This is a genomic window from Longimonas haloalkaliphila (genome assembly GCF_055379825.1).
Map to the genome: position 1 here is coordinate 178,547 of NZ_AP043948.1, position 16,928 is coordinate 195,474.

Genomic DNA, 16,928 nt, shown 5'->3' on the forward strand with positions numbered 1-16,928 from the left:
TTGCTGTCAACTGTACTGCGCGTGCTTAGGCAACAAGTACGCCGGCAATCGTCGCTGTCATCCACGACGCGAGGGCACCGCCCAGTACGGCACGCAGCCCCAGCGCTGCAATCTCACTGCGGCGCTCGGGCGCGATGCCCCCGATGCCGCCAATCTGAATGGCGATCGACGAGAAGTTTGCAAACCCACACAGGGCATACGTGCCGATAATGATAGAGCGCTCGCTCATCACGCCACGCAGTTCGCTGAGTGAAGCGAATGCAATGAACTCGTTGACGGCGACTTTCTCGCCCAGGAGCGTGCCAAAGCTGAGTATATCAGCAGCTTCCACGCCCATTGCCCAGGCCAGCGGCGCAAACACAAACCCAAAAACGGCCTGCAGCGAGAGGCCGTCGAATCGCTCGTTCGACCACTCGGCCACAAGCGTGTTGATGTCGTATGGCTGCATGCCGAACACGGTAGGGTTGCCCATCCAGTTGAGGCCTGCGTTGATCACGCCGATGAGCGCGATAAAAGCCAGTAGCATAGCTCCTACGTTCAGTGCAAGCTTCAATCCCTCCGATGCTCCATCAGCCGCCGCATCCAGAATGTTATCGCTGGGCTGCTCGTAATTAATACCATCCATCCCTTTCGTCTCTGACTCCTCGGTTTCAGGAATTAGTATTTTCGCAATCACGATAGCCGCGGGAGCACTCATCACCGACGCCGAGAGCAGATGCTTGGCAAAGAGGATACGATCGGCATCCGACTCGCCCCCTAAAAACCCGATGTACGCCGCGAGCACACCGCCCGCAATGGTTGCCATTCCCCCTGACATGAGCACAAAGAGCTCACTGCGTGTCATGCCCTTTACGTACGGCTTTACGGCCAAAGGCGCCTCCGTCTGTCCGATGAACACGTTAGAGGCCGTAGCCAGTGCTTCGGATCCCGAAATACCAAGTGTCTTCTGCATGAGCCAGCCTGCTCCTTGCACAAGAGGCTGCACGACGCGTAGATAGTAGAGCACCGCCATCAGCGAAGCAAAGAAGACAATCGTTGGCAGCACGTGAAATGCAAACGGTCCCTCAGCCGGGCTACCGAGCGTTTCGCCGAAGATGAATGTTGACCCTTCGTAAGTAAATGACAACACCGTGTTAAAGAGACTGGCGAGGGTGTCGAAAAGTACCTCGCCAGGACCTGTTTTCAGGACAAGCAGCGCGAACACCAACTGAAGTCCGACCCCGGCTCCGACCAGCTTCCAGTCAATGGCTTTTCGATTGGTTGAAAACAGATACGCAATGAAAATAAAAACGGCGAGCCCAAACGCGCCGCGCAAGAGGGCAACAGAAAAAGACATACAAAGACAGAACTATCAGCGGGTGGGGCTATCAGTTACATATAGGCTCCACAAGATACGTACTGACAGGAAGATGCCAAATGATGCGGCCCTTTGTACAATGCCGTAGCGGCTGTTATCGTGCTATCGACCGGTTATTCACAAATGTATCATAGCCTCGCAGAGCCCTACGACTGCCTTGCTGCTACGGCGCCCTCCACTCATGATGACTGCGGTCGGTATCGGGGAGGATGCGGTCGGGATCGATTTCTACGGCGATAGGGAGCTGTGTTGGACCCAGGCGTACGGTGTGCGTACGGGTAGACTTGAACGCATCGGCTGGCACTTGCACGGTGCCGGTGTCCCCGTCTTCGAAGGTAAGACGAAGGGTCATGGGCAGTATCATATCTTCGTTCTGGCGCACCACAATCGAGGGTCGCTCGCCGCTCGTATCCACCGAAACCAGCTCCTGGTCGAGCGTGTCGTGCGCAAAGAACCAGGAGCGCCAGAAGTAGGCGAGATCTTCGCCCGTAACGTCTTCGATGGTTCGGAAGAAGTCATACGGAGTGGGGTGCTTGTAGGCCCAGCGGTCGATGTATGCGCGAAATGCCGCATCGAAGCGGTCTGGCCCCAGTACATGCTCGCGCAGTACATGGAGCGCCGCGGCTGGCTTCTGATAGGCCAGGAATCCAAAGTCGCTGCGGGGTATGTTGTCCGCGCGTGTCATGACCGTGGGGGCACCGGGCGAGGCGGCCTCGGCGTGTCGGGCTACCGCCTCGGCCTGTGCCTGCAGCTGACGCGCAATCGGCTGGTTATAGAAGGCGGCGCGTGCGTACGTGCCCATGAACGAGACCAGGCCCTCATCAAGCCAGGCATACCGCCGTTCGTCAGAACCAACAAGCATCGGAAAGTACGTATGTGCCAGCTCGTGGTCGGTCAATGCAAACAGCCCGCGTCCGCGCGCGTCGGAACTGGCAAAGGCGATCTGGGGGTACTCCATGCCACGCACCGGCCCGGCCACCTGCTGGGCCCGGTCGTACGGGTACGGATACCAGTTTGCAGAGTGGTGCTCAACCGCATACTGCAGGTAGCGCACGGCGGCCTCCCACCCGTCTCGCTGCGTGCTTCCTCGGGCTGATGGCGGGTAGAACGCCGCAACCTCTACGTCATGGGTCTGCGCTGAAGCGCGGGCAGCTTCCCACACGAACACGTCAGATGCCCCAACGGCTACGTCGCGCACGTCGTCTGCCTGAAAGTGCCAGGTAAGCACATCAGGTCCTGCCGGGCGCGTGGCCGCCGTGCCAGCTTCGTCGGGGGCAATGATGGCAACGGGGCGGTCCGAGGCCCGTGCCCGCCGTAGACGGCTGCGCTGCGTATCCGTAAGAACCTGTTCGGGGTTTTGCAGCGCTCCTGTGGCAGAGACTACGTACTCGCGCGGCAGCGTGAGCCGCACATCAAACGAACCATAGTGCAGATAAAACTCGCCCTGGCCGAGGTACGGGAGCGGGTCCCACCCCCGCGTGTCGTCGTATACATACGGACGTGGGTACCACTGCGCAACCTGGAAGACGTGTCCGCCCTCCACCTGTGCCCATCCGGTGCGGTCGGCGCCTCGCTCGGGCAGCGTATAGGCGTACGCAACGGTGAGCGCAAGCGTGTCGCCCGGGGCCAATGCCTCGGGGAGCATCACCTGCATGCGGGTACCGTCTACACGGTAGGTCGGATTCGACGTGTCGTTGCCTTGCTGCAGGGTCACCTCACGCAACGTGTAACCGCCGTCAGCAAAAGCGCCGCCGAAGCGTGACCGCGCTCCCGTGCGCGCTGCGGTGCGGCTCTCGGGCTGGAAGGCGTTCTGCTCCAGCTGGATCCAGAGATGCTCCAGCCCATCCGGAGCATTATTCGCGTACGTGATGGTCACCGTGCCCGAAAGACGCTTCGCCTCAGGGTCGAGCGTTGCCTCGATCTTGTAGCTTACGTCCTGCTGCCAGTACTCCGGTCCGGGTGCGCCGCTTGCCAGGCGCTGCGCCGACGGGAGCGGCTCACCCGGCAGGAGCATGGTAAGCGCCGGCCCGGGCCACGAAGGGAGCGGCTGCGCCTGCACAGCTCCCGCTCCACTCAGTATCAGCAGTAGCACTCCCACGCGCCACCAGTTCGTCCGTAGAGCGGTCATCATACTACACTGAAGAACCGAATGATATTGGTACGAATACCGCTCGCCTGCTTGCCTTTCGGGCACACCTTAACGAAATCGGCGCTCTACTGAGTTCGTGAAGCTGACGGCTGCATCGCTATAGATGTTAATCTTATTCTTTCGGAAGACCTCCTGCGCAATAATCTGGGAGGCTTCGTTCCACGAATCGGCGCTGCGCAGCTGGGCGAGCACCTTCATGTAATGATCGGTCGACCCGTTGAAAAGCTGGCGGACGAACAGGTCACGCTTCGACGCATTGGCGGCACCCATAACGTCGTTTTCGAGGGCCTGCATGCGCTGTTCGACATCGTCGGGACGGTCTTGCACCGCTGCAGACTCTTCTGACGACTGGTTCTTGCGCGGACTAAACTGCTTCCAGCGTGCTGTAGACGCAGACTCGCCGCCTTCTGATGACGGCTGCGCCTTCCCCTGATGAAACTGTTTCCACCGGGGCGTAGGCCCATTCTTCTTGTCCTGCGTCGCATCTTGCGTCCCATTTTCTGGTGCGTTGCCCGATGTTTTTCCCGATGCGTTGTCTGATGCATTGCGGTCTACAGAGGAGTCAGATACAGGCCGGGGCTGAGCTGGCACCCCCCAGCTTGACTCCCACGGCGACGCTTCGTCCGAGTCGTCGCGCAGCGCACTACCGAGCGGCGACGCTTCCGGTTCGTCTGGTGCAGCTTCAGCTGGTTCGTCGTCGGCTACCGCATCAGAGGAGCGGGGACGCTCTCTGTCATTTAGCAGCGACTGTGCCGACGAAAGGACCGAGTCATTGGCTGGCTCACCGGAAGGCTCTTCGGCGGGCGCAGACGTGTCGGAACGGTCGGAACGACTCGACTGGCTGGGTCTCTGCTGCGTGTCGGGGGCGTCGTCGAAGCTGTCGAGGAGTGCGCCAAAGTCTTCGACCGAGAACGCTCCGGTGCCTGCGCTTCGCCCCTCCAGCACGGCGCGCAGTTCATCGCGGGTCAGCAACCGGTCGTCGGGCAGCTCGCGCAGGCGATCGGCATACAGGGTCTGCTTCTTGTGCGCAAAAAACGGGTGCAAGACGCGGACCGGACATCCTTCTTCCTCGTAGGCAGCCTCTGCTGCTTCAAAGAGGGGCTGCAGCGTGTCGAGCCAGCGGTCAACCGAGTACTCCTCTGTTAGGATCCGATCGATACGCGTCAGCGTCTGGCGAAACGTTTTCGCATCCAGCCGCTGCACGTCACGGTGCCGCGCGAAGGCGTCGAGCCCTTGCCGCAGGTATTCGTAGGGCGCCAGCGCTTGCATCCGGTAGGCGATGTACGCCACCGCCAGCGTCTTGTCGCTTCCTCCAAACAGATACGCCGCCGCCGTGGGCACCGGGCGCACCAGGTACGAAACCCCGATATGACTGGCCTTGCGCACCATAGAGCGCCAGGCGGATGTAGGGATCTGTCCATTTTCGCGGAGCGCGTTCTCGAAGTTAGCACGGGCCGCCTCCAGCCGAGAGTCGTTGTCGTTTACCCACGCCATCTCTTCCTGCCGCATGGCATGCACCACCTCGTCAAGCTTTTCAAGCAGACGATGCTGCAAAAATGACTGCACCACTCCAGGCACGAGGGCCACCTGCCAATCATCGGGCACGTAGGGCTGGTTCGGAGGAAATGCACTTAACAGACGCTTTTCGAGCGCTCTTGCGGTGGCGTTTGGCATGAATACATTCGCAATATGGTGATGCGCAGGTCGCGGATGGGTATAACGTACAACACACGAGCGTGGATGTCAGGCGCAGGGGAACGTGCAGTTACGCCCTTGCGTGCATGAGCCGAATCTGTTGTCGCTTTATCTTCTTAACGCAGCTACACCGTGTCTTTGTACGCTCAACTTCGTGCTCGTTCTCCGCTGGCGCTTGGGGCGTATGTCGTGCTGCTCGCTGTAGTAAGCACGATTGTGGTGCAGGGCGTCTTTTCATCGACACCAGAGGGGCATGCAGCCCTCATGCGGTACTGGGCCCTGCTTAGCGCCGCCGTGGTGTCGGTGGCTGCGTCTAACATGCTCTTTCCTGACCGGTATGCCACGGGACTGCAGCTTTTAAACCCTACGCCGCGCGCCCTGCTCGGCTACCAGCTCATGCGCTGGGCCGGCACAACCGGACTGCTTCTGCTGCCTGCACTCCTGCTTGCCTTCCTGGCGGGGGGGGCGGTGGCTCCGCTTGCCAATGGGGTGCTGGTAGTTGCCGGCGTGGCCCTCTACGGATTTGTGGACACGGTGGCTCTGGGGCCTGTATCGCATGCGTGGAGCACCGGCGCTTCTGGGCAGTGGTATGCCCGCATTCGTGAAACGAGCGGCGCTGGCTTTAGCGTACCCCGTGGCCTCGTACCCTACCTGTTCAGCACAACCCGCTGCTTCTTGCTTGGCGCCGCTGGCGTAATCGGAGAAGGCATTCTCACTGCCCTTGGCGCCGGCATGGCAAGCGTAGCCGCCGGAACGGCTGTGCTCGGCTGGGCTGTCTGGCGCATGCAAGGGCTTACACCTGTGTTCGACCGCCTTTACTATCAGACCCACGCCTTCTTCCAGGAGGTGCTGGGTGGAAGCGTAGGCATCTCAGACCGCGACCCTGTTCCGTATGCCAGCCTGTACTGGGTCGCATCACGCTGGCGCCCGGCCACGTGGGCCGCGCTGCGTCAGCTCGACCGTCGCCTGCCGCTGGGCCGCTTCGTAGCGCTGGGGCACGTGCTTCTTTGGGGACTGGTCTACCAGGGCGTAGCACCGGTTGTAGTAGCTGGCTACCTGGCGCTCTTTCTGCTGGCCCAGAACGGTATTGTGTTGCTGCTTGCCCGCCCCGAAATGGCTCCTCCGGCCCTGCACCTTTCGCTGCAACGCCCCCTCGACTGGGTCATTACCCGCTGGTTCGTGGCCGCCCGCTGGCTTGCGCCCTTCGCGATGAGCATGGGCGCGATCGCGCTGTTCAGCAACGCATACCTCTTCACCGACGCGCTGCTCTGGACAGGCATCTATGCCGTTGTGTCTGTGGCAACCGCGCTCTTCGCAACCGCCCGTGTTGAGCTGTCGTACCGCCAACGTCTGGCATAACACCGGATTCGCCTGTCCCCACACCGCTACTCGCTCTCATCGTTCTCTGTATGTCTATGGCCGCTGCTCTCGTTGCCCACGCCGTTACCAAACAGTACGGCAGCCAGGCGCCTGTCATCGAAGACTTCTCGCACTCGTTCGACCCAGGCACGCTTACCGTACTAACCGGCCCCAACGGATCCGGCAAAACGACCCTCATGCGGCTCTTGTCTGTGCTCGCCACCCCGTCTGAGGGCACGATCACGTACGGTGATCTCGTTATTCACGACACCCCGCACCGGTACTTGCAGCACGTGGGCATTGTGCATGCCGAGGCTGTATTGCCAGAGCAGCTTACGGCCGTAGAGCTCCTGGAATGGGTAATGCGCTCGCGGAACGCCTGGCCTGGATCTGGTAGCGATGCCGACGCGGGCAAGGCGGTCGTATCCACCTGGCTCGATCGACTCGACCTCGACGAGCGCCGCCACCAGCGCATTGCCACGTACTCCAGCGGCATGGTAAAGAAGACGCAGATCGCCGCTGCACTTGTCTCCGACCCCGACGTGCTTCTGATGGATGAACCCCTGCGCAGCCTCGACGACCAGGCACGCACCGCCACACTCGACGCCCTCACATCCTTTCGGGATGCAGGCGGGCTTGCCGTCGTTGCCAGCCACCTCACCGACGACCTCCTGGAACAGACCGACGAACGCCTTCAACTGACCGCCCCGGCAACATCACGCTAAACTTGACATCTCGCTAAGCTTTGTACACGCGGATACCGAATGGGCCGCTAACGCACATTACCTCGCATCTGCTTCTCGCCTCCTACCCGTCATGTAGTATACGTCATGTGGCAGCAGGTCTGACACTGGAAGATATGCAGGCTGTTTTATATGTTGCTTCGTAAGATAGTACTTCATCAGGCAAATATGGGGGCCTGTTTCCTGATTGTGTCCGCTTCCAGGGCGTTGCAGGACAACCCGCGGACATCTGAGACAAAGTCGAAACAGCGCTGCCGTAAAAGCCGTGCCGAGGGCACGACGCCGCCGTTCGGGCGTACAGTGTAATGTAGTCGCAGCTACACCGTCGCATGTGTACCAGTTGAAACGACTCATACCCAACGGCAATGGACGCAGACCTGCTTACCTGGACCTTCTTTCTCGGCGGCTTCTTGCTGATGGTGCTTGAGCTGCTTGTGCCCGGCGGCATTGCTTTCTTCCTCGGAGTCGGTGGGATTCTGACGGGACTGCTAACGCTGACAGGGCTTATTTCGGATCCGCTGGGTGCTGCGCTGGTCTGGCTGTTTACCTCTACCGCGCTAACCATTGCCCTACGCCCCATTGCAATGCGCTACTTTGGCGGTGATTTCTCCCTTGCGATGACAAACGAAGACGCAGAGGCCATGGGTCAGGTCGTAGACGTCGTCGAAGAAACCAGCGATGAGGATCCCGGGCGCATCCGCTTTCGCGGCGCCACCTGGGACGCCCGCACCACCGAGGGCCGGCTTCCGAAAGGAGCCAAGGCCCGCATTCTGTACCGCGATAACCTCACGTGGGTCATCGAACCCATAGACCATGCGGCCCTCGACGAGGAGTTCTCAGATGCGCTCAACGAATCAGAACAATCTTCGGAGTCAGCCAGCAGCACCAACGGATCGTCCTCGTCCGAAACGCCCCCTCGCTCACGCGACGGTTCGCGTTCTTCCTGATTCCTCGGCTCTTATCACCAGCAGCACCTGCCTTACAGAAATAACGCCCTGCATGCCCTGGCTATTCCGGGTGCAAACCTTCGCTTACCGAATCTTCCCTACGACGCTCTCTCGCTATGTGGACCGCCCTCTTACTCTTTCTCGGGCTTGCGCTCTTCGTACTCTACAACATGTTTATTGTGGTGGAGATGCGCGAAGAGGCCATTCTCGAACGCTTTGGCAAGTACCGGAAAACGCTCAAACCCGGCTTTCACTTTCTCATCCCCTTCGTTGATCGCGTTGCGTATCGCCAAGAGATGCGCGAACAGGTGATCGACGTGCCTCCGCAGAAATGCATCACCCGCGACAACATCGAGGTGGATGTGGACGGCATCATCTACCTGAAGGTGATGGACTCCTACAAGGCCAGCTATGGCATCAACGACTATAAGCTTGCCTCGATCAACCTGGCCCAGACCACCATGCGGAGCGAGGTTGGGAAGATCACGCTCGACGACACCTTCAGCGAGCGCGACGAGATGAACGAAGCGATCGTAGAGGAGCTCGACAAAGCGTCGAACCCGTGGGGCGTGAAAGTGATGCGCTACGAGATCGAAGACATCCAGCCCTCGGAGCAGATCACGTCTACGATGGAGAAGCAGATGGAGGCGGAGCGCGAAAAGCGCGCCGAAGTTGTCGAATCAACCGGGACGCGCGATGCCCGCATCAACGTGTCTGCCGGCAACCGGCAGGGGGCTATCTTGCTTTCGGAAGGCGAGCGCGAGAGGCGCATCAACGAAGCAAAGGGGCAGGCTCGTGAGATGGAGCTGCTCGCAGAGGCTACCGCCTATGGTATCGAACGCATCGCCGACGCGATCGCCCAGCCCGGCGGCTCGCTTGCTGTGAAGATGCGGCTCACCGAGCAGTACATCGATGAGTTCGAAGGCATCATTGAAGAAGCCAACGTGTCGGTCCTCCCCGTCGAGGCTGCGAACCTGAAAACCTTCTTCGAAGGCGCCTCCAAAATTAGCAACCAGACGAACCCGTCCTAACCTGCGGCCCCGGCCCCAACGGGCTGTCTAACGCCCTTCTGCTCACGCTTACGCCTGATTGATTATGTACGATACCGTCGAACTGCTCAGCGCTTCGCTGTTAGCTATCTTTGCCATCTATGTGGCCTATCACTTCCTGCGCGCTATCCGACTCGTGCCCCAGCAAGAGGCTCAGATTGTTGAGCGCCTGGGTAACTACCACAAAACCCTCGAAGCCGGATTCCACGCGCTCATCCCTTTTGTTGATGAGGTGCGGTACAAACAAGACCTGCGCGAGCAGGCGATCCCTGTGCAGCCGCAAGACTGCTTTACCGAAGACAATGTGCGCGTTCGTGTCGACGGGGTCATCTACCTTAGCGTAACCGACCCGGTAAACGCGAGCTACGGCGTTACCGATTACCGATTTGCCGCCATCCAGCTGGCGCAGACTACCACACGCTCGGTTATCGGACGCATGGAGCTTGACACCACGTTCCAGGAGCGTGCGCTGATTAGCTCGCGTGTCGTCGACGTGCTGAGCGAGGTCGAGCAGACCTGGGGCATCAAAGTGCACCGCTACGAGATCAAAAACATCGACACGCCGCGCACCGTGCAGCAGGCGATGGAGCGACAGATGACCGCCGAGCGGGAGCGCCGCGCTACGGTAGCACGCTCTGAAGGACAGCAGGAATCAACTATCAATGATGCCCAGGGTGAAAAGCAGGAACTGATCAACGAGTCGGAAGGGGAGCGCGAGAAGCGCATCAACGAAGCCGAGGGGCGCGCCGAAGAGATCAAGGCCATTGCCGACGCAACCGCCGAAGCCATCGAGCAGGTGGCCCGCGCCGTGAATGCACCCGGCGGCGAAGAGGCTGTGAAGCTGCAGCTTGCGGAGCAGTACCTGCACGCCCTGGCCAAGCTCGGGCGCCGCGAGAATCAGATTCTGCTCCCGACCAACCTCACCAGCTACGACCATATCATCGACGGGCTTGCGCTCGACGACTTCAAGGTCGAAGCCATTACCGACGCGCAAGGCGATGGCGCCCCCGAGTCTCTCTCTGCCGATGGCGATGCTTCGACTGATGGCCCCGACAGCCAGCCGTCGCAGCAGTCGTAGTGTCTACCGGCTCGGCTGCTACCCGCTGCTCTTCTTGCTGCAAATAGCTTTTCTCATAAACAGCATGCCCCTACTGCATGGTCTGGTCGTTAGGTCATGCAGCAGGGGCATGCCCGTTGCTGAACATCTCCGTATCTCATCTCCACACATCATCTCCGCAGGCTTCCAGACCATGCTTGTTTTCTCATCTTACCCCCCTACACCCGGACCTTCGCTTATGAGGCGCTTCATCTGGAGCAGTGTCGTGGTGGCTGCGGCGCTTGTAGTACCAGGATGCGTTTCGCTTCCCTCCTTTGAATCCTTGGATGCAGACGCCTACGAGGTCTACCTGAATGCGACGTCTACATGGTCAACAACACAAAGGTAGAAGCAGACCAGTAACACCAGCTCCGCATGCTTTGTTGACGTACAAGTGCATGATGGTGTAATGAACGTATAGTAGTGTGAGCGCGGAAAACATCCATCGACCTACTCATCTCTTTCTATCCCAAATCCAGTGCCTCGTGGAGGATCGATACCGAAGTGCTACATCCGGATCTGACATGGCCGGTGGATGCATGCCGCGCGAGCGTCATTCCATACAACACGGCTCGGCTGCGCAATGATACGGAATCAGCAATGATGCTACCGCCAACGAACCCAGCGGCAGCCTAACGGTACGTGTCGGCAGCTGTATTGTATCGTGCACAATCCTTTTTCAATGTATGTCTGCTTCCGAATCCTCTTGGGTCGTCTGTAAGTTTGGTGGCACCAGCGTGTCGACTCGCGCGCGCTGGGACACCATCGCCGCACTCACTGAACAGCATATAGAGCAGGGTGCCCGTCCTATGCTGGTCTGCAGTGCCCTCAGCGGCATATCCGACCGCCTTGATGCTATTCTGCATACCTCTGCACCGGCCGAACGCACCGAGCATCTCAGCGCGATTCGCAAACAGCACCTTGACCTGGCGCGCGATCTCGGTGTAGACACAACAGCCCTGGATGAAGCCCTCACACGCGTCGAAGGGCTCGTACATGAACTGCCCGACCAGACGCCATCTCCGCGTCAGCAGGCGGCACTCATGGCGCAGGGGGAGTTGCTTTCTACCCGACTCGGAGCCGCCTTCTTGAACGCACGAGGCATCAGCACGCGCTGGGTGGATGCACGCGAGGTCTTGCGCTCTGAGCGCAAGGCCCACCTCAATCCTGCCCGCCGCTACCTGTCGGCCACCTGCGGGTTCTACCCCGACCCGATCCTGCAGGACCATCTGCACGATGCCGAGAGCACAGCTGTACTCACCCAGGGCTTCATCGCAGGCAACGAGATCGGCGAGACAGTGCTGCTTGGGCGGGGCGGATCCGACACCTCGGCCGCCTACTTCGCCGCCAAGCTCGAAGCCGAGCGCCTTGAGATATGGACTGACGTGCCGGGGCTTTTCACGGCAAACCCGCACGACATCCCGTCGGCGCGCCTGCTAAAGCAGCTCACGTACAACGAAGCGCAAGAGCTCGCCACGATGGGGGCTTCCGTGCTGCACCCGCGCTGCATCGACCCGGTCCGCACGCACCAGATTCCCTTGCACGTGTGCTGCACCGACGCTCCCGATATGCAGGGCACCGTCATCCGCGACGATGTGCCCGACTATGGGCCCCAGGTGAAAGCCATCTCGGCCAAGAGCAACGTGACGGCTATCTCTATGGAAACGCTTGGGATGTGGCAGCAGGTTGGATTCCTCGCTGATGTGTTCAGCGTCTTCAAGCACAACGGGGTCTCCATCGACATGGTCGCCACGTCTGAGGCCAACGTCACCGTTACGCTCGATCCCGTAGCCAATGCTCTCGAACCCGATACCATCGATCAGGTAGTGCGCGACCTAAACGCCTTCTGCAACGCACGGGTCATCGGGCCCTGCGCGGTAGTGAGTCTTGTAGGGCGGCACATCCGGGCGCTGCTCAGCGACCTCGGTCCGGCCCTGGAAGTATTCGACGAACAGAACATCTACCTCGTATCGCAGGCGGCGAGCGACCTCAACTTCAGCTTTGTCGTGGATGCGGAACAGGCCCCCCGCCTGGTGCGCGAACTTCACGCCGAGCGCTTCAGCGCCCGCCCTGCCGACGAGCTCTTCGGACCGTCGTGGGCCGAGCTCTTCGACACCACCGAGCCCGAGGCGCAGGCCACGCCGCTATGGTGGCAGTCAGAACGCGACGCGCTGATACATATTGCCGACACCACCGAAACACCCGGATACGTCTACCACGCCCCCACACTACGCACCCGGGCGCAGCAGCTTATGAAGCTGGATGCCGTCGACCAGCCGTACTACGCCGTAAAAGCCAACCCGCACCCCGATGTACTGCGCTGTGTCTACCGCGAAGGACTTGGCTTCGAGTGCGTTTCGCCCGGTGAGGTCGAGCGCGTCTTTGAGGCCGTCCCCGACGTAGATCCGCAGCGCGTGCTCTTCCAGCCCAACTTTGCCGCACTCAGCGAGTATCGCCACGCCTTCGAGCGCGGCGTACGCGTCACGCTCGATAACGTGCAGCCGCTTGAAGCACACCCTGAGGTGTTTGCGGGGAAAACGCTCTTCCTGCGCATCGATCCCGGACGCGGCCACGGCCACCATCGCCACGTGCGCACAGCCGGCGCGCAGTCGAAGTTTGGAATCGTGCCCGATGAGCTGCCACATGCCCGTGCCCTCGCCGACGAGCACAACGTTCGCGTCCAGGGGTTGCACGTGCACGTCGGGAGCGGCATCACCCGCGCTGAACCCTGGGCTGAGATCGCTGAGTTTCTGGGCTCGCTGGCTGCCGACTTCCCCGACGTGGAGGTCATCAACGTAGGGGGCGGACTGGGCGTCCCGGAGCGCCCCAACGGCGACCGCCTGCCCCTTGACGCGCTCGATGAGCAGCTCCTGGCATTTAAGCAATCGCATCCTCAGTACGCCCTGTGGATGGAGCCCGGCCGCTTTCTCGCAGCCGAAGCCGGCGCACTCGTTGCACGCGTCACGCAGACCAAGAAGAAGGGCGAAGTCACGTACATCGGACTCGACGCCGGCATGCACACGCTCATGCGTCCGGCGCTCTATGGGGCCTACCACGAGATCGTGAACCTGACAAAGCTCGACCAGCCCAAAGCGGAAACCGTCAACGTAGTCGGCCCGATCTGCGAAAGCGGCGATGTGCTCGGATACAGCCGCCGGCTCCCCGCTACCGAACCGGGCGACGTGGTACTCATTGCAACAACCGGTGCCTACGGCGCGGCCATGTCAAACACCTACAACCTGCGCTCGCGCCCCAACGAGCATCTGATCGATCCCGCCTGATGATGGATAAGCTTGCACGATGAACAAGCCCCCTGCAACCACCGACCGCTGGTCCGATCTGCTTCCCCTGCAGAGCACCTCGCCCGAGGCCACCCATGCGCTGGGAGAGCAGCTCGCCGACCGTGCCAACGCTGGTGATGTGTTTGCACTGCACGGCGACCTGGGCGCTGGCAAAACGCATCTGGTGAAAGGAATCGGGGCCGGGCTGGGCTACGACCCGGCTACCATTCGCAGTCCCACATTTACGCTGGTACATACGCACGAGGGGGGCCGCCTCCCCCTGTACCATATCGATGCCTATCGGCTCAACGACCCTGCCGAGCTGTACGAACTGGGATACGACACCTACCTGTACGGCGACGGGGTCTGTTGCGTCGAGTGGCCCAGCCGCATGGGCGACCTGCTTCCTGATACCGCGATCCACCTCTCGCTGACGCACGAGAGCCGCACCACACGCCGCATCACGCGCCTGAGCGAACCATGACTGCTACCGACCCTCTCGATGTGCTGCACGCACTGCCCCGGTATGCGGGCACCGCTGACAGCAGCTACAAACCCGGCCTCGACCGGATGCATGCGCTCATCGAAGCGCTAACCATTCCAGTCGACAGCCTCCCCACGCTTCATATTGCCGGCACTAACGGCAAAGGCTCCACCGCAGCCATGAGCGCTGCCATCGCGCAAGCTGCTGGCCACCGGGTCGGCCTGCACACGTCGCCCCACCTGTGGTCGGTTACCGAGCGCATGCGCATCGACGGCGCCCCAATTCCTGAAGACACGCTCCGCGGCATGGTTTCGGATGCACAGCCTGCATTCGAACGCATCGCGCCCAGCTTCTTCGAAGCAACCGTAGCCCTCAGCCTGCAGTACTTTACCCGCGAGAATGTCGACCTCGCTGTCGTAGAGGTAGGACTGGGCGGCCGCCTCGATGCCACCAATATCGTACACGCCGAGGTGGCCGTAATTACGTCGATTGCACTGGAGCACACCGCGTTACTGGGGGATACGCACGCCGCGATTGCCCGCGAAAAAGGCGGCATCATCCGGCCGGATCAACCCGTCGTTATTGGGCCCCTGCCGAGCGAAGCCGAAGCAGCCATACAGGAACTCGTTCGCGCGCAGCACGCCCAACTGCACCCGACCGCACGCACGACGCGCTGGCACGATGCTCAACGTACCTCCGGCGACACGCTCATTACGCCCCGTGCTTGCTACACGAACCTCGATCTTGATCTCACAGGTGCTCATCAGAAACAGAATGCGGCCTGCGCTGTGCGTGCGCTTGAGCTTCATTCGCACGTTCGCCTCACCTCCGACGCCGTTACCCGTGGACTGAGCGCTGTTCGTGCCTATGCGGGCTTACATGGTCGCATGGAGCGCATCGGCACGCATCCCCCTATCTGGATCGACGTAGCCCACAACCCGGCCGGTCTCGAAGCCGCCTGCGCATCGCTTCCCTCGTGTCCGGGCCGGTGCATTGTTGCGCTTGGCGTGATGCAGGACAAACCACTTGGCGAACTGCTCGATGTGCTCAAGTCGCACCGGGTCGATGCCGTATGGCCCGTCGAGGTCGCCAGCGACCGGGCGCTGCCCGGCGACCACCTGGCGCATGCCCTCGCAGACTACGGGTGGCCTGCCCTGCCTCCCGCCTCTCTCGCCGACCACATCGCCGCGTTTGAGCAAGGGGCCTCTCCCGAAGACATACTCTTCGTGGTGGGCTCTCACTACACCGTTGCGGGATTACCTGCTCGCATCCGCCCCACATAGCACCATGAAGCCCCAAAAAAAGAACATTTTGTGACGAAAGCGCTTTTTCGCATCGTCATTTTCTTTCATCTTCTCTTTTCGCATCTTATGTTAGGCGTACTCTGTAGAGGCATATGCAACGTAAAAGGTACGTATGCTCTTCTCTCATAGCGAATGGCTTCTCTTTTGAGCGACTCTCGACCACATGTGCTGTTCATCAACCGGGTCTATCCCCCAAACACGGGAGCCACTGGTGCCATTCTTGCCGAGCTTGCCGAACGCCTGATTAGCCATGGCTGGCGCGTTACTGTACTGGCCGGCCCGGCTGACGGCGAACCGGCTTCGGCTGTGCGCAATGGGGTAGCCGTTGAACGGGTAGCAGCACTTGCCTTTACGCGAGCCAGCACGCTGCGGCGTGCGCTTGCCTATGCCTCGCTCTATCCTGCTTTCCTGGCTCGTGCGCTCCGACTTCCCCGCCCCGACGTCGTAGTTTCAAAAACCGACCCGCCACTACAGCTTGTCGTAAGTGCGCTTCTGGGGCGGTACTGGAACGTGCCCGCCATCCACTGGGCGCAGGATGTCTACCCGGAAGTAGCCGAGAAGCTTGGCGTGCTCTCGCAAAACGGGCTCCTGGCTCGCCTGTTACGCCGCGTGTCGAGCTGGGCGCTGCACCGGCACACCCGTGTTGTTACGGTGGGTCGCTGCATGCAGGAGCGCATTGCCGCCCGTGGGTATCCGAAACAGAATATCCGTGTGGTTCCAAACTGGCCCCCGGAGACCGTCCGACCCATTCCGCACAGCGAGAACAGCTTTCGCAAAGAGCACGGACTACAAGACCGTTTTGTGGTCATGTACTCTGGCAATATGGGACTGGCACACCCCTTTGATGCTGTGTTGCGTTCAGCTACCTACCTGCATGACCAGGTGCCCCGTGCCGTGCTCGTCTTCGTCGGAGAAGGGCCGCGTAAAGCGCGCCTGCAGACCCTGGCCGCAGAACGCGGACTGGATAACGTCCGCTTTTTTCCATACCAACCGTTTGAAACCCTTGCACATAGCCTGAGTGCTGCCGACATTCATCTGGTTACCATGCGACCCTCACTGGAAGGGCTGGTCGTGCCCAGCAAACTGTATGGCGTGATGGCCGCTGGTCGTCCAGCTCTCTTTCTCGGGCCTGAGGAGAGCGAGGCGGCACGCGTATTGCGCGAAAACGATTGCGGATCGGTTCTGCCTACCCCTACAGGAAAGCAGCTGACCCATACGCTCGCCTCATGGGCAGACGACGACGCCCACCGCCGCGCTGCCGGACAGCGCGCTCGCGCTGCCGTAACTGATGCCGATGCGCGTGCTGCTACTGCGTTCAATCGCATGCTTCATACGTGTATGCGTGCCCACCCCCACTACATCGCCTCATAACTGTACTTCGAACCATACCGTACGTCCCGGTTCATTACGCCGGCCTCCTAACATTCCGCAGTTCTGCCTGCCCCCTATACGGGCTGCCTGCAC

At 60.7% G+C, this 16,928-nt stretch carries 12 protein-coding genes; 9 read left to right on the forward strand and 3 right to left on the reverse strand.

Features of this window, described 5'->3' with window-relative positions:
- Positions 1-25: 25 nt before the first annotated feature.
- The 3 genes from ACZ48V_RS00675 to ACZ48V_RS00685 all read right to left on the reverse strand — a co-directional run bounded on the left by ACZ48V_RS00675 (position 26) and on the right by ACZ48V_RS00685 (position 5,180).
- Positions 26-1,336 carry a NupC/NupG family nucleoside CNT transporter gene (locus ACZ48V_RS00675; RefSeq protein ID WP_464540671.1) on the reverse strand — a complete coding sequence of 437 codons (1,311 nt, stop codon included), beginning with the start codon at positions 1,334-1,336 and terminating at the stop codon, positions 26-28.
- Between the two features lie 184 nt (positions 1,337-1,520).
- Positions 1,521-3,488: a M1 family metallopeptidase gene (locus ACZ48V_RS00680; protein WP_464540673.1), complete on the reverse strand. Its 1,968-nt coding sequence runs from the start codon at positions 3,486-3,488 to the stop codon at positions 1,521-1,523.
- Positions 3,489-3,554: 66 nt separating this feature from the next.
- Positions 3,555-5,180 carry a hypothetical protein gene (locus ACZ48V_RS00685; protein ID WP_464540674.1) on the reverse strand — a complete coding sequence of 542 codons (1,626 nt, stop codon included), beginning with the start codon at positions 5,178-5,180 and terminating at the stop codon, positions 3,555-3,557.
- Between the two features lie 153 nt (positions 5,181-5,333).
- Here ACZ48V_RS00685 and ACZ48V_RS00690 point away from each other — a divergent pair, with 153 nt between their 5' ends.
- The 9 genes from ACZ48V_RS00690 (at position 5,334) to ACZ48V_RS00730 (ending at position 16,835) form a co-directional block, all read left to right on the forward strand.
- Positions 5,334-6,560, forward strand: coding sequence for a hypothetical protein (locus ACZ48V_RS00690; protein WP_464540676.1), 1,227 nt, complete (start codon positions 5,334-5,336; stop codon positions 6,558-6,560).
- Positions 6,561-6,616: 56 nt separating this feature from the next.
- Positions 6,617-7,285, forward strand: coding sequence for an ABC transporter ATP-binding protein (locus ACZ48V_RS00695; RefSeq protein ID WP_464540678.1), 669 nt, complete (start codon positions 6,617-6,619; stop codon positions 7,283-7,285).
- A gap of 383 nt (positions 7,286-7,668) precedes the next feature.
- Positions 7,669-8,250: an NfeD family protein gene (locus ACZ48V_RS00700; RefSeq protein ID WP_464540680.1), complete on the forward strand. Its 582-nt coding sequence runs from the start codon at positions 7,669-7,671 to the stop codon at positions 8,248-8,250.
- Positions 8,251-8,366: 116 nt separating this feature from the next.
- On the forward strand, positions 8,367-9,281 hold the full coding sequence (locus ACZ48V_RS00705) for an SPFH domain-containing protein (RefSeq protein ID WP_464540682.1): 915 nt from the start codon (positions 8,367-8,369) through the stop codon (positions 9,279-9,281).
- A 64-nt stretch (positions 9,282-9,345) separates the two neighbouring features.
- Positions 9,346-10,377: an SPFH domain-containing protein gene (locus ACZ48V_RS00710; RefSeq protein WP_464540684.1), complete on the forward strand. Its 1,032-nt coding sequence runs from the start codon at positions 9,346-9,348 to the stop codon at positions 10,375-10,377.
- Between the two features lie 704 nt (positions 10,378-11,081).
- A complete protein-coding gene (locus ACZ48V_RS00715) occupies positions 11,082-13,676 on the forward strand; it encodes a bifunctional aspartate kinase/diaminopimelate decarboxylase (RefSeq protein ID WP_464540686.1) in 2,595 nt (864 codons plus the stop codon).
- A gap of 19 nt (positions 13,677-13,695) precedes the next feature.
- Entirely contained in the window at positions 13,696-14,160 is a 465-nt protein-coding gene (gene tsaE, locus ACZ48V_RS00720; protein WP_464540688.1) for a tRNA (adenosine(37)-N6)-threonylcarbamoyltransferase complex ATPase subunit type 1 TsaE, read from the forward strand.
- Positions 14,157-15,443, forward strand: coding sequence for a bifunctional folylpolyglutamate synthase/dihydrofolate synthase (locus ACZ48V_RS00725; RefSeq protein ID WP_464540689.1), 1,287 nt, complete (start codon positions 14,157-14,159; stop codon positions 15,441-15,443). Before tsaE ends, ACZ48V_RS00725 begins: the two co-directional genes overlap by 4 nt.
- A 165-nt stretch (positions 15,444-15,608) precedes the next feature.
- Positions 15,609-16,835, forward strand: coding sequence for a glycosyltransferase family 4 protein (locus tag ACZ48V_RS00730; RefSeq protein WP_464540691.1), 1,227 nt, complete (start codon positions 15,609-15,611; stop codon positions 16,833-16,835).
- The last annotated feature ends 93 nt before the right edge of the window (positions 16,836-16,928 follow it).